The following is a 14063-nucleotide window of genomic DNA, read 5'->3' as shown; positions in this document are numbered from 1 at the left end:
ATGAAAAAAGCGATCTATTTATTTGTGTTAAGTATCTTCCTATTTTTAGGGTGCAAGAAATCTGATGACAAAACTGATCCTGAACTTGCTGGACCTCAAGTAGAAATAAAAGGGGTATCTGGTTGGGGCGACGTTGTAAATATCATTATTGACAAAAATAAAACAGAAATTAGATATCCAAAAAGCATTGTTCCGGAAGCCCCAAAAGATAAAGTTTATAAAACAAGTGATGTCACATTTGAACAGTTGTCCAACTATATCGATGCCTATAAATTAATGGATGCTAAAATTGAGGAATGCGCGCGCTGTGTGGATGGAACGGATTATGTGATTACATTAAAATACAAAGGCAGAGAAAATACAATTACTATTGCCGCTCATCGTACAGATGGGAAGTATGCTGACCTATTGAAACTTATCGGTACACTTTATTGATGGGAAAATGAGTCGTCGTGTTTGATCAGCTTAAAAACATAGAGTAGGTATAATCTTTATCTCTTGCTATAAATTAAAATTGTCGGTAGCTTTTGGAACAGCATTTTACCTTGGCTCATAGTGATATACAATCTGGTAAGATTGTTTTTTTAGTTCATCAGACAGTTGGCCTATCGCCAGACTTTGAGCCTGTGGTGTAGGTTCGCAGACTGAATAGTACTTTCCATTATATAAAATAGCGTCGTCACCAATGGGCTGTTCGAATTGAACGGCCATGGTGATATGCGTAGGGTAAAGCAGCGTAATCATCGGGAGATTGTAAATCTCTTTGACGAGATAAAAGAACAGCGCTGCACGATCATCGCAATCACTATATTTATTTAATAAGGTCTGTTCTGGAGATAGCCGTTTTTCCGTTCCAAAATTCTCTTCATCATTTTCGTACAGAAAAGCGTAGCGTGTAAACCGCATTAAATAATCTACGCCTTCTTTTTCTTTCTTCCCTTTTAGATTTTCTTTGAGTGCAGGAACCAGGGATTGATAAGTTTCCTTACTTAATGGGATATTGAAATAGGTCTCGAAATCGACACCCGGGTAGTTTTTAAAAAGGTCGCTGACTTCATTGTTCAACTTAACATTAAAGTGATAGGCCTTGTGGCCATATTTGAATGCAATTTGTTTTTCGATGTAGTTTGCAGGTACAAAATCGGGGAGCTTTGTGATTTTATAGCTAAAATCATGTGTGGCTTCCGGTACTTTAATCTTTACGGGGATATAGGTGTCTGCACGTTGAAATAGTTTTCCGTAATCATGAAAATTCAAGCAGGTATACTTTTTACCGTCAACGTCAAAAAAAGGAATGTCGGAAATATCTTCGTTGTTTTGAATGAAAAAGATAATCTGGTTATTTCCTACAGCCAAACGGGCATCATATCCAGATTTGCACATTAGAAACCATTTGTAAAGTGTATAGCGTGCATAGTTCTCTGCTTTTGGCGCAATCTGTTGGGCCGTGCGACGTACAAGCTGATAATATACCCAGTCGTTGAGGTGTTGTTTATCTTTGTATTCCAGCAAACTATTTACCAGATCATGGTATTCTGTCTGATCAGCAGCTTGGTAGAACTCCTGTACACGAGCTCCTGTTAAACTGTCATTGAAGGGAATATTGAAGGATGGCGGAACGTTAATCGAAACTCTTCCATCATAAAAATCAAAATCATGACGCTGTGCTTTAGCAGTTGAGAGACTGCAGGCTAACCAGTATAAAATGGTTAAAAAAGCAATATGGCATCCTTTGATCTTCAATTCTTAACAATTTAATAACATTATTGTAATATAAATTTAACAAATTATAATCGCTTTTTATAGGGATTTGAGAAAAATGTTTTTGCGATTACAGTCTTCTCGACATCATTCGCCTTTTATGTGTATCTACTTCAGTTTTAATCGGAACTCTACTGCAAATTAGTGATGCATTTGCGTTCCTTTGTTTATCTTCCAAATAGCGGAGCGATGAGAATTGGACGTGCCGACTTTGATTTTTAGGTTTCAGAATCTCTGTTTTATTTTTTAAAATCCGTATCTTCGTGCAATGGATAATTTTATTGTTTCTGCACGTAAATACCGCCCGATTACCTTTGATTCGGTTGTAGGTCAGCAACACATTACAGGTACCTTAAAAAATGCAATTCACAACAATCAGTTGGCGCAAGCATTTTTATTCTGTGGGCCACGTGGTGTTGGTAAAACTACTTGTGCCCGTATTTTGGCCAAAACGATAAATTGTGAGCAGATCTTGCCCGGTACTGAGCCATGTGGTGAATGTGACAGCTGTAAATCTTTTCAAAACGGAAATTCATTTAGTATTCATGAACTTGATGCTGCATCTAACAACTCGGTAGACGATATCCGTAATTTGATTGATCAGGTCCGTATACCCCCTCAGGCTGGAAAGTATAAGATCTATATCATCGATGAGGTGCACATGCTCTCGCAGGCTGCTTTCAATGCCTTTCTGAAAACATTGGAAGAACCACCTTCTTATGCGATTTTTATCCTGGCAACAACGGAGAAACATAAGATTCTGCCGACGATTCTTTCACGTTGTCAGATTTTTGATTTTAATCGCATAAAAGTGGAGGACATGGCGGGCCATCTAGCCAGAATAGCGGATCGTGAAGCGATTGCTTATGATCAGGATGGTCTACATATCATTGCGCAAAAGGCCGACGGTGGTCTTCGTGACGCCTTGTCCATGTTTGATCAAATTGTCAGTTTCTCAAATAAAAACGTAACCTATCAGGCGGTTATCGATAATCTGAATATTCTGGATTACGATTACTATTTTAAGCTAACGGATGCGATCCTGGCTGAGGATGCTGCGCAAACGCTTTTGACATTTAATGAGATTTTAAACCATGGCTTCGATGGAAGTCATTTCATTGCCGGTTTGTCGGCTCATTTTCGCAATTTGTTGGTAGCAAGGGAACCTGCCACATTAAAATTATTGGAAGTTAGTGATAGCATACGTCAGAAATATTTACAGCAATCACAGAAGGCCTCTTCGGGATTTTTATTGTCAGCGTTGAATATCTCAAATCAGTGTGAAATAAACTACAAGACAAGCAAAAACCAACGTTTACAAGTGGAACTTGCTTTGTTGAAAATGTGTCACATTGCAAGTGCCATTAAGTTAAGCCAGCTTGGTTCTGTACAGATTCCTTCAGCTGCTGAAGGAGTAAAAAAAAAACTTCCTGAGCCAGTAATCCCGCAACCGAAAGAAAGTTCTTCTACGTCAGCCCTTTCGGGAAATGCAGTGCAAAATGCGGTACCAACATCAACGGTATTGACAGCAGTACCAGCTTCCAATCCACAAAATCCAGTTTCCAGTTCTCAGCCTTCGGTGGTCAAGCCTGAGGTGAAAAATGATGTTGTTTCAAATGTGCCTCCAAAAGTAAAAAAAGGCGGATGGGGAGCCTCAGCTTCAGCAATTATTCCATCATTACCGGATCTGAACACGATTTATGACAATAATTCGGTTGCCAAAGAGGGCGATGAACCTGAATTAATAAGGGGGACCGAACAGCGTGAGGTAAGCTTTAATCAATTTATAGCCATTTGGAATGCTTATGCTGAGCAGTTGAAGGCCGAAAATAAAATTAACCTGTATACGATGATGACTGCTACTCAACCGCGGTTGAATGGCACCCTCATCGAGATTGATGTCGAGAATGCTGTGCAGATGGATGTACTGCAAAGCGCGAAAGTGGATGTCTTGAATTACCTTCGGGTAAAGTTGCAAAATTTTGCGCTGGATCTACAAGGTGTGATGATGGAATTTACGGTTTCACGCAAACCCTATACTTCGCAGGAGAAGTACCAGGCAATGGTCAGTAAAAATCCGCTTTTAGATACTTTGCGGAAGGAGTTTAACTTGGGTTTAAGCTAAATCGGCCATTCTAATTCCTGTTAATTTTTGTACCTTTGCAATCTCTTCTATTTTGGAAGGTAATATTTAGTTTTATGATGCAAGGAAATTTTCAGCGACGTGATCGCGATCAGGGCGAAAGACGTGAGGTAAATCAGATGGTATTCGGTATCCGGGCCGTCATCGAAGCGATCGATAGTGGTAAAGAGATTGAATCGTTATTTGTACAACGCGGATTAAGCGGTAGTTTGATTTTAGAACTGAAATCCTTACTGAAAGAGCATAACATTGCTTTTCAGCAGGTGCCCATTGAGAAATTAAACCGTATCACACGGAAAAACCATCAAGGGGTCATTGCTGTTATTTCACCAATTACCTATCAGAATATTGAAGAGCTCCTCCCACAGATCTATGAAAAGGGCGAAACACCTTTACTTTTGATGTTAGACGGGGTGACCGATGTGCGTAATCTGGGGGCTATTGCGCGTACTGCTGAGTGTTCAGGTGTACATGCAATCATTGTCCCTAAAAAAGGATCCGCAGAGGTAAATCCGGATGCAATTAAAACATCAGCTGGTGCATTGTACAAGATTCCGGTCTGCCGTCATGATAGCCTTTCAAAAGTGGGTAAATTTCTGATAGATTCAGGAGTACAATTGGTTGTTAGTACAGAAAAAACAACTTCGAGTATCTATGACGTGGATTATACAGCACCTACCTGTGTCATTATGGGCGCTGAAGATGTAGGTGTATCAAATGATTTGATCCGTATCGCGGATAATCTTGCCAAGATACCAATGTATGGTGAAATAGGCTCCCTTAACGTGTCTGTATCAGCTGCCGTTGTGATTTATGAGGCAATTCGTCAACGTCTGCCTAAGAAGTCGTAAGAATAGAAAATATGTAATATAACATAGCCTTTGTCTCCCTGACAAAGGCTATTTTTTTTGAACTTCGATCTTCTTGATTTTAATCTAATATTTAAGCAAGAGGAGTTGGCTCAATTTAATACGAACCTTGTGGATCCTTGTTTCAATGTACAGATAAAGGTATCCGATCCACTTACTGAAATCTTATATGCTTTGTTGTATGATCCTGAGAAATAGGTTGTTTTTTCTATCTCGTTAAGCAGTGTAGATCGCCTCAACTTCTTTTTCATATTTCTGAAGAATGATTTTCCGTTTCATTTTTAAGGTAGGGGTTAATTCACCTGTTTCTATCGTCATTTCGTTCGGAATAATCGCAAATTTTTTGATCTGTTCCCAATTGCCAAAATTTTGATTGATGCGATTGAGTTCGGACTCAATCTGTTGTTTGACTTCGGGGCTTTTCAAAAATTCTATTTTGGGTAGTTTTGCCAATGAGGGTGCGGAATTTTTGCTCCAGTCCAAAAGATTGGCATAGTTTGGTACAATTAAAGCTGCGGGGAATTTTCGGGACTCGCCAATCACCATGACCTGCTCGATAAGGGAAGATTCCACAATTTTGGATTCCAACTGTTGTGGGACAATATATTTCCCGCCGGATGTCTTGAACATCTCTTTCTTGCGGTCGATTATTTTGAGAAATTTATCGTCAATCCATTGGCCGATATCTCCGGTATATAACCAGCCATCTTTGAGCACTTCAGCGGTAGCTTCCTCATTTTTGTAGTAGCCGATCATATTGTTGTCGCCTTTGGTTAAGATCTCTCCATCTTCGGCAAGTTTGATCTCGATATTGATCAACGGAAGGCCCACTGTGCCTATTTTCATTCCTCTTTTAAAACAGTTTACCGCAATACAGGGCCCAGCTTCGGTCAGCCCATAGCCTTCATAAATAGGTATTCCGGCTGCCATATACAGACGCGTTAATCTTTCCTGTAAAGCCGCGCTGCCAGATGCAATCCCTTTGATGTCGCCACCCAATGCTTCCCGCCATTTTGAAAAGACTAACTTTCGTGCGATACTTAATTTGATAGCATACCACCAAGAGCGGTTTTCCAATGTGTATTGTTCACCGACACGAAGAGACCAAAAGAATATCCTACGCTTTAATCCGGTGAGCTTTTCACCTGTCGCAATAATTTTTTCATACACTTTTTCAAGTACACGCGGCACAGCAGAAAAGATATGCGGGCGGACTGATCTGAAATCTTCTCCAATACTATCCATTGACTGGGCGAAAAAGATGGTCAATCCCTTATACATATAAACATATTGGAATACGCGTTCATAGGCATGGCAAACCGGTAGAAAGGAGAGCGCACGGTCTCCGCGTACTACAGGAAAAGAATATTCACTGCTCATGGTATCGGCCAATAGATTACGGTGAGTCAGCATGACACCTTTTGGATTGCCGGTTGTGCCCGATGTATAAATGATCGAGGCAAGGGAGTCGGCGTTGACCGCATTTTGCAGCTGCTGAAGCTGCTCATCAGTTATGGAATCGCCCATGGTCACAAAATGCTGCCAATGTGGTAAATCGTCTTCTTTATCTAGGGTGAAAATATGTTCCAATAGTGGACATAATCCCTTGATCGAAGTAATCTTGCCGTACAATTTTTTGGAACTTACGATACAGTTTTTAATCTCGGCATGGTTGAATATATAGCTATAATCGGATTCAGAAATATTGGGGTAAATCGCGACGACAACAGCACCAATCTGTTGGATCGCAAAATCAAGAATATTCCATTCGATACGGTTTTCACTGATTAAAGCAATCTTTTCACCCGGCTGGATGCCGAGAGCAATTAAACCTTTGGATACCCGATTGGTCCGTTCAATAAATTCTGTATTGCTTACCGCTACCCAGTTTGTTCCGTCTTTGTAGGAAAACATCGGAAAGCCAGGTGCAGTTTCTTGTTGCAAATAGGCTAAATCAAATAATCTCGTTGCTGTTGGCATGGTGGAAATCCAGTTCGTGTAATTAAGCTAATTTACGCTTTTTTGAGGAGATTATAGCCTGTGAAAAATGAAATTAGATAGGTGTTTTGACATGGACGGCTTGGCTATTCGGGGCGTATGCCTATGGGAAGTCTTATAAATGAAAAAGACCCTGATCTACAAAGCAGAGGCTTTCCAGATCAGGGTCTTCATACGTTTATTTAAATACTAAATTTAGTATTTGCTTTTGGATTCTTTACGTTTACCTGAGAAATCGCGGAAACCTCCGCCATTGCCACCACGGTCACGTCTTTCGCCGCTGAATCCGCCTTCACGTCTTCCGCCTCCGTATCCACCTTCACGTCTTCCGCTGCGATCACCACCACGGTATCCACCTTCGCGTCTTCCGCCACGGTCACCACCACGGCTTCTGCCACGATCACCACGGCCTTCACCTCTCGCTTCACCAGATACTTCGATACGAACTTGACGACCGTTGAAATCTACACCCTGGAATCCTTGGAATACTTTCTCTACTTCAGCATCTTGTACTTCAAAGAATGTAAACACACCTTTTAAGTCAATCTTACCAATGGATTTTCCGGAGATATTTGCATTGTTACAGATAAAGCCTAACATGTCTCCACGAGAGAATTCATCTACTGAACCTAAGTTCATAAACAAACGTGTATAACCTTTTGAGCCTTCGCGGGAACGACCATCACGTCTGTCACCACGATCTTCACGGGAACCTTCACGGGCTTCGATATTTAAATCAGGAGCATTTTTGTAATAGTCCAAGAAACGGTTGAATTCAAGGGATGCAAATCTTTTGATGATATCTTCTTTTGAAAGAGATTCCAGATTTTCCATAATTGCAGGCAAGAATGGACTGATTTGTTCATCATTTACCTCAACGTTTTCAATCTTTTTAACGATAGAGAACAATTGTTTTTCACACACTTCAGCACCTTGAGGAACTTGTTTTTTCTCAAAAGGTTTACCGATAATCTTTTCAAGATGACGGATTTTGCTAAGTTCTTTTACGTTTACCAAAGAAAGAGAAATACCAGTTTTACCTGCACGGGCAGTACGACCTGAGCGGTGCGTATAGTTTTCTGTTTCATCCGGTAAAGAGAAGTTAATAACGTGAGTTACATCACTTACATCAATACCACGAGCGGCTACGTCTGTTGCGATCAATAATTGTAAACTACGGTCACGGTAACGTTTCATTACTTTATCACGTTGTTGTTGAGACAAGTCACCGTGCAGCGAATCTGCATTGTAACCATCTTTGATCAACGCTTCAGCGATATCCTGTGTTTCGATTTTTGTACGACAAAATACGATACCAAAGATATCAGGGTTTGAATCCACGATACGTTTGAACGCAGCATATTTATCCTTTGCTTTGATCAAATAATAGTGGTGTTCAATGTTGGCATTACCGGTATTTTTTGTACCTACAGTAAGCTCAACAGGATCGGTCATATAATTCTTTGCGATACGACGCACTTCAGAAGGCATTGTCGCTGAAAATAACCAAGTTTTTTTCTCGTCAGGAGTTTCTGACAAAATGCTGTTGATGTCTTCTTTGAAGCCCATATTGAGCATCTCATCCGCTTCATCTAATACAACATATTTTACATTTGAAAAATCAATCGCATTTCTGCCAATGATATCCAACATACGACCCGGGGTCGCTACTACAATTTGCACTCCACGTCTGATCTGACGTAGCTGGTCTGAGATATTTGCACCTCCATATACAGCAACAACATGTACGTTGTCAACGTATTTAGCAAATTTTTCTAAATCTTTTGAGATTTGTAAACATAATTCCCGAGTAGGGCAAAGGATTAATGCCTGTGGGTGTTTTTGAGAAAAGTCTAATTGCTCTAATAATGGAAGACCAAATGCCGCGGTCTTTCCTGTGCCAGTTTGGGCTAATCCGACAAAATCGTCGTTACCAGTCAATAAAACAGGAATGGCTTTTTCCTGAATTTCAGAAGGTTTTTCGAAACCTAATTCTGAGATGGCATTAACAACTTCCTCACGGATTCCCAGTTCTAAAAATGGGTTCATGAAATATTATATACAATAGGCACTATTGCCTAAGGCGTTGCAAAGGTAGAAATAATATTTGAATAATCCAAGGATTTAAATAATTGATTTTTAATGGAATCGAAATATGTTCTGGGGCTGGGACAATAAATTTATTCACATGCACGACCAGGTGTCAGCATATTCTTTTAAAAGAAGGTAGATACTTATCAGAAAAAAAGGCATCACTTAAATGTGATGCCTTTTGGCCTGTATAGATCGAATAGGATCGATTAATAAAGTGTAAATTCTACGCGACGGTTTTGTTGACGACCAGCAGCATTCTTATTGGATGCAATTGGTTGGTCAGGACCGTAACCTGTTGCTTCGATACGTGAAGCGTTCGCACCCTGAGATACTAAATAAGCTTTCACTGACTCCGCACGCTCTTTGGATAAACGCATATTCAATTCACGTGAACCTGTATTGTCGGTATGGCCGGCTAGTTTCAGGCTAAAGTTTTTCTCGATCAACAATGCCGCAACTTTGTTCAGCGTTGCAAATGAAGTCGGACGGATAGTTGCTTTGCCCAAGTCAAACTCTAGGTTTTTGATCGCATCAGCAACAACTTTTCTGTCCGCTTCTGTAACAACAACTTTCTCGACAACTTTAGTTTCGTTTTTCACGACAATTGGACAACCTGCACCATCCACCTGTACACCAGAAGGCGTGCCTGGACATTTGTCGTATTTATTTGCTACACCGTCACCGTCGTCATCTTTTAAATCATTGTTTAAACCATCCAATTGACTTTGTAAAGCTTGATTTTTTGCATTAAGAGCATCATTTTGCGCTTTTAAATCATCGTATTTTACAGTGTAGTCATTCACAAGTGTGGCTACTGGATTGGAATTGTTCAAGGCTGGTTTGCTACCGCTTCCCAATGCAAATTCTAGACCACCATGGATATAAGTGAATAGGTCATTTTTGTATTGACCGCCTTGGATCCCATCAAAGTTTTGGTTAACCCAGTTTAATTGGTAACCCAATTCAAAGTTGATGCCCTTAGCAACAGCAAATTTGAAACCCATATCCAATGGTACATAGATTTTGGAAATAGCATCAGCTTCTACTGAGGTAGAACCAGTCGTTAAAGTTGTTTTGCTGTTCATGACACCCACACCGATTGAAGCGTAAGGTTTGATGAAACTATTAAAAAATCTCCAGTTGGTATTTGCAGCTTGAAATTCTCCGGATAAAGCAGCCGACCAAGGTGTTTTTGCTTCGAAGGATTGATCTGCCGTTTTTGCTAAAAATGCGCCACCTGTTTTACCACCGAAGTAGCTGGCTTTGATGCCAAAAGATGGAGAAATCTGCTTTTTGATATAAGCACTGTATCCCAAGTTCCAAGCTAGGTCTTCGTACCCAGCACGGTTGAAACCGGCGATATTCGTTTGATTCGTTACACCGGCACCGACACCGATAGACCATGTTCTATACTGTGTAGCTGAACCAAAAGGAGTAGTACCTTCGATTGACGATACCTTTGAAGTTTGTGCAAAAGCAGCATTGGCAAATAAGCCTGCAGTTGCAAATGCAAGTGCTAATTGTAAATTTAGTTTCATAGAATTTGTTTGTATAAACCGAGGCAAAAGTAATAGGTTAAAAATTAAATTCCCAATCGGTTTGTAGTTAAAATATGACAAAAGACTAAATAAAACGGTATTATATTGAAAAATACCGTTTTATTGTGTGTAATTTATTAGCTATTAATAAAGTGTAAACTCTACGCGGCGGTTTTGTTGACGACCGGCAGCATTTTTATTGGATGCAATTGGTTGGTCAGGACCGTAGCCTGTAGCTTCAATACGTGAAGCGTTTGCACCTTGGGATACCAAGTAAGCTTTCACCGACTCCGCACGCTCTTTGGATAAACGCATATTCAATTCGCGTGAACCCGTGTTATCTGTATGGCCAGCTAATTTTAGGCTAAAGTTTTTCTCGATCAACAATGCCGCAACTTTATTCAATGTTGCATATGAAGTCGGGCGGATGGTTGCTTTACCTAAATCGAACTCTAAGTTTTTAATCGCATCAGCAACTACTTTTCTGTCCGCTTCTGTGACAACAACTTTCTCAACAACTTTAGTTTCGTTTTTCACTGTAATTGGACAACCTGATCCATCTACCTGCACGCCAGAAGGTGTTCCTGGACATTTGTCGTATTTATTAGCTACACCATCACCATCATCGTCTTTCAAGTCACTGTTCAATCCATCCAACTGGCTTTGCAAAGCTTGGTTTTTAGCGTTCAACGCATCATTCTGTGCTTTCAAATCATCGTATTTGACAGTGTAATCATTCACTAAGGTTGCTACTGGATTTGAATTGTTCAATGCTGGTTTGCTGCCACTACCCAACGCGAATTCTAGACCTGCATGGGCATAGGTGAAGAGGTCATTTTTGTATTGTTGAGTTGGTCCAACTTTATTATCAAACCGTTGGTTTGCCCAGTTCAATTGGTAACCCAATTCGAAGTTGATGCCTTTCGCCACGGCAAATTTAAAACCGAAGTCTGCAGGTACATAGATCTTAGAATACGAATCACCATATTCCCCTGTGTTTCCACCAGCAATTGCCGCTGTCTCTGCATTCATTACCCCCACACCAATTGATGCATATGGTTTAATGAAACTATTGAAAAACCGCCAGTTTGTATTGGCTGCAATGAATTCCCCGGATAGCGCTACTGACCAAGGTGTCTTTGTCTCAAAACCTGTTTGTTTATCACTGTTTTCATAACCGGAGGTCTTTCCACCAAAGTAAGTTGCCTTAATTCCGAATGAAGGAGAGATTTGTTTTTTGATATAGGCGCTGTAACCCAAGTTCCAATCCAATTTGTCATAACCTCCATTATTGAATTTCGCAATGTTCTGCAAGCTCGTTACACCTGCTCCTACACCAATAGACCAAGTCCTGTATTGTGTTGCTGGTCCAAATGGGGTAGTGCCTTCAATTGATGACTGTTTTGCGCTTTGGGCAAAGGATGCGGTTGAGATAATTCCTGCCGCTACTAGTAATCCTGATTTTTTAAGGCTAATTTTCATAATGTGTTTTTGTAAAATTTTCTACTATAGAATTCTTGTTAAATTAACTCATTGACTACTCTTACAATAAATTTGCCAAAAATTATTTGGTCAATCCACTCGACCGAAAAAATTTGGCACCTCAATTTCGAAAGCCATGTGCTTAACAATATTCTCTGTAAAAATGTTTTGGAAAAAAGTTTTCCTACTTTTCGTAATCAAAATCACATCAATATCTTCATCTCTGATAATCGTATGTATTCCGTTCGCAATGTTCTCCCGCGAGCCCGCAAAATAGCTTTGCGCTTTGACAATATAGGAGATGTCTTCAATACCTGTCTCTGCAATGATCTGTTCAATCCATTTTTCAAGCTGTTGTCCTAAAATACTGATTTCTAGGTTGTTTTTGTTGATATGGATGAGCTGTAGATGAAAATCTTTTCCATATAATGGGATTGCTTGTTTGAGGACTTCCAGTTCTCCCGGTTTAAAATTTGTCAATAATGCGATATTATCTTTTTTTAATTTTACGGCATTTTTTGGAATCGCTAATACAGGTATTTTTGATTCCTTAATGACGTCATACGTGTTGCTGCCGATCAGTACGGATTCTAGTCCAGTGACTCCTTTTGTACCCATAATCACAGTATGATACTTCTCTTTTATCTCCTGTTTTTCCAATGATTCAGCTAAAATTCCGTTGTCAAATAAGGTCGAAATTTTTAACGAAGGATATTTTTGTAGAAGTTCGGCGACAAGTTCCTCCATTTTATGACGGGCCTTCTCTTCGGTGGGGTCTACTAAATGCTTCGCATTTGCGAATTTGTTGCTATGTGAAGTAAAGGAATGGAAGAGTGTGATTTCATCATGGGTTTCCTGAGCAATCTGGGCGGCATAGTTTGCGGCGACTTGTGCATTTTCGGAAAAATCTACAGGGATTAATAATTTAGACATAGCGATATACTTTAATTATGCTTTTATGCTTTGGTGAAAAATATAGGAACTAAAGGATGACTAAACAATGCTTTTGCTACCGATCGGGTGAAAACACGTTCAAAAAAGGATTTTCGCGAGCGCGTGACAAGCAATATCTTGATTTTTTCGGTGTGGATCATTTCGTTGATAACCTCGGGAACAGTGTCCAGATCCTCTATGTCACCTTGTATGGAATCGACCTCTATGGCTATATTGGTCACACCGATATATTTTTTGATTTTATATTTCCATACTTCCAATTTATCTTCTATGCGATTTTCCGAAGAATGATCATAATGGACATGCATCAACTTTAACTCAAACTCTTTTCCCATTATATTGACGAAATCCTGCACCGTTTGCACTTCTTCCTCTTTGAAATTGGATAATAAGCCAACTTTATCAATCTGTTCAAATGAGGCTTCAGTAGGGATGGCCAGAACCGGTATTTTGGCTTTTTTGCTGATCACATAGGTGGTGCTGCCTATCAGCTGACTATCATCATTGGTAATACCTTTTGTGCCCATAATGACAAAATCAAAACGATCCGGAGTAGCTAGGTCCGGCAGGGTTTCAGTGATCATGCCACGTTCGCACTGGGTGCTTACTTCAAGGGATGCATGCGTTGATTTTATCTGCTCTGAAAGGTTTTTAATCAGGATATCGGCTTTAAATAGGGGATTTTGCTTTCCAATGGAATCAGTTTCTCCTTCAAATACTGCAGAAGCCGATGTGTAGTTGTGATAAAGGTGAATACGATACCCCTTTTGGGCGGCCAGATCCACCGCGTATTTTACTGCGTTGTTAGAATGATCCGAAAAATCTACCGGTAGTAGAATGTTTTTTTTCATCTGTTTAAATTATTTATAAGTGTTGCTCTCATCGGTATAAATGAGCTCGTTTCACTCGGTTTGTTTGTTTCGATATGATGAAGCTGTCATATTTAGTTTTTACATATTTTATCTTCTTACAGCTGTCCAAGCGTTCATCCAAATATTTCGGATTCGGGTTCTTTCTTTGCACGAGATTCAGGTGAAAGTTGTTTCCGACTGTATTCTGAAATCCCTATACTTAATTTGAATAGATCATGAGGAAGTCATTTGAATGAATTTTAGTTAAACAATCTTGTCTTCATGTTTAGAATCTCCTATCTCTATCAAATGTAATAAAACAAATGCAATTGTGAATGACGATCAGTCAAATGTTTTTATTGTTTAACGTATT

At 39.8% G+C, this 14063-nt stretch carries 10 protein-coding genes; 3 read left to right on the top strand and 7 right to left on the bottom strand.

Annotated features, from left to right (window positions below):
• Entirely contained in the window at nt 1-435 is a 435-nt protein-coding gene (locus ACK8HY_RS08845) for a hypothetical protein (RefSeq protein WP_077438366.1), read from the top strand.
• Between the two features lie 105 nt (nt 436-540).
• Here the strand turns inward: ACK8HY_RS08845 and ACK8HY_RS08840 are convergent, their stop codons facing one another.
• Nucleotides 541-1743, bottom strand: coding sequence for a hypothetical protein (locus tag ACK8HY_RS08840; RefSeq protein WP_416133383.1), 1203 nt, complete (start codon nt 1741-1743; stop codon nt 541-543).
• 286 nt (nt 1744-2029) lie between these two features.
• On the opposite strand from ACK8HY_RS08840, the gene ACK8HY_RS08835 reads away from it, so the two are divergent.
• Both ACK8HY_RS08835 and rlmB read left to right on the top strand, forming a co-directional pair.
• Entirely contained in the window at nt 2030-3886 is a 1857-nt protein-coding gene (locus tag ACK8HY_RS08835) for a DNA polymerase III subunit gamma/tau (RefSeq protein ID WP_416133382.1), read from the top strand.
• Nucleotides 3887-3963: 77 nt separating this feature from the next.
• Complete coding sequence (gene rlmB / locus ACK8HY_RS08830) at nt 3964-4755, top strand: 23S rRNA (guanosine(2251)-2'-O)-methyltransferase RlmB (RefSeq protein WP_077438364.1); 792 nt, start codon at nt 3964-3966, stop codon at nt 4753-4755.
• Nucleotides 4756-4989: 234 nt separating this feature from the next.
• Here rlmB and ACK8HY_RS08825 read toward each other — a convergent pair whose 3' ends face one another.
• The 6 genes from ACK8HY_RS08825 to ACK8HY_RS08800 all read right to left on the bottom strand — a co-directional run bounded on the left by ACK8HY_RS08825 (nt 4990) and on the right by ACK8HY_RS08800 (nt 13690).
• Nucleotides 4990-6753: an AMP-dependent synthetase/ligase gene (locus ACK8HY_RS08825; protein ID WP_416133381.1), complete on the bottom strand. Its 1764-nt coding sequence runs from the start codon at nt 6751-6753 to the stop codon at nt 4990-4992.
• 213 nt (nt 6754-6966) lie between these two features.
• Nucleotides 6967-8820 carry a DEAD/DEAH box helicase gene (locus ACK8HY_RS08820; RefSeq protein ID WP_077438362.1) on the bottom strand — a complete coding sequence of 618 codons (1854 nt, stop codon included), beginning with the start codon at nt 8818-8820 and terminating at the stop codon, nt 6967-6969.
• A 251-nt stretch (nt 8821-9071) separates the two neighbouring features.
• Nucleotides 9072-10403 (bottom strand): OmpA family protein, encoded by a 1332-nt coding sequence (locus ACK8HY_RS08815; RefSeq protein ID WP_077438361.1) that lies wholly within the window; start codon nt 10401-10403, stop codon nt 9072-9074.
• Nucleotides 10404-10547: 144 nt separating this feature from the next.
• Nucleotides 10548-11885, bottom strand: a complete 1338-nt coding sequence (locus ACK8HY_RS08810) for an OmpA family protein (protein WP_416133380.1) — start codon at nt 11883-11885, stop codon at nt 10548-10550.
• Between the two features lie 90 nt (nt 11886-11975).
• Complete coding sequence (locus ACK8HY_RS08805) at nt 11976-12818, bottom strand: universal stress protein (protein ID WP_077438359.1); 843 nt, start codon at nt 12816-12818, stop codon at nt 11976-11978.
• 23 nt (nt 12819-12841) lie between these two features.
• Nucleotides 12842-13690 (bottom strand): universal stress protein, encoded by an 849-nt coding sequence (locus tag ACK8HY_RS08800; RefSeq protein ID WP_077438358.1) that lies wholly within the window; start codon nt 13688-13690, stop codon nt 12842-12844.
• Between the last annotated feature and the right edge of the window lie 373 nt (nt 13691-14063).

Source organism: Sphingobacterium sp. NGMCC 1.201703 (assembly GCF_047784615.1).
Taxonomy (GTDB): Bacteria; Bacteroidota; Bacteroidia; order Sphingobacteriales; family Sphingobacteriaceae; genus Sphingobacterium.
The sequence above is the reverse complement of the archived record's forward strand: the minus strand, read 5'-3'. Positions and strand labels throughout refer to the sequence as shown.

What these genes read in the sequence shown, in the direction of transcription:
- ACK8HY_RS08845 (WP_077438366.1), top strand. Translation starts at nt 1, where the DNA reads ATGAAAAAAGCGATCTATTTATTTGTGTTAAGTATCTTCCTATTTTTA.
- ACK8HY_RS08835 (WP_416133382.1), top strand. Translation starts at nt 2,030, where the DNA reads ATGGATAATTTTATTGTTTCTGCACGTAAATACCGCCCGATTACCTTT.
- rlmB (WP_077438364.1), top strand. Translation starts at nt 3,964, where the DNA reads ATGCAAGGAAATTTTCAGCGACGTGATCGCGATCAGGGCGAAAGACGT.
- ACK8HY_RS08825 (WP_416133381.1), bottom strand. Translation starts at nt 6,753, where the DNA reads ATGCCAACAGCAACGAGATTATTTGATTTAGCCTATTTGCAACAAGAA.
- ACK8HY_RS08820 (WP_077438362.1), bottom strand. Translation starts at nt 8,820, where the DNA reads ATGAACCCATTTTTAGAACTGGGAATCCGTGAGGAAGTTGTTAATGCC.
- ACK8HY_RS08815 (WP_077438361.1), bottom strand. Translation starts at nt 10,403, where the DNA reads ATGAAACTAAATTTACAATTAGCACTTGCATTTGCAACTGCAGGCTTA.
- ACK8HY_RS08810 (WP_416133380.1), bottom strand. Translation starts at nt 11,885, where the DNA reads ATGAAAATTAGCCTTAAAAAATCAGGATTACTAGTAGCGGCAGGAATT.
- ACK8HY_RS08805 (WP_077438359.1), bottom strand. Translation starts at nt 12,818, where the DNA reads ATGTCTAAATTATTAATCCCTGTAGATTTTTCCGAAAATGCACAAGTC.
- ACK8HY_RS08800 (WP_077438358.1), bottom strand. Translation starts at nt 13,690, where the DNA reads ATGAAAAAAAACATTCTACTACCGGTAGATTTTTCGGATCATTCTAAC.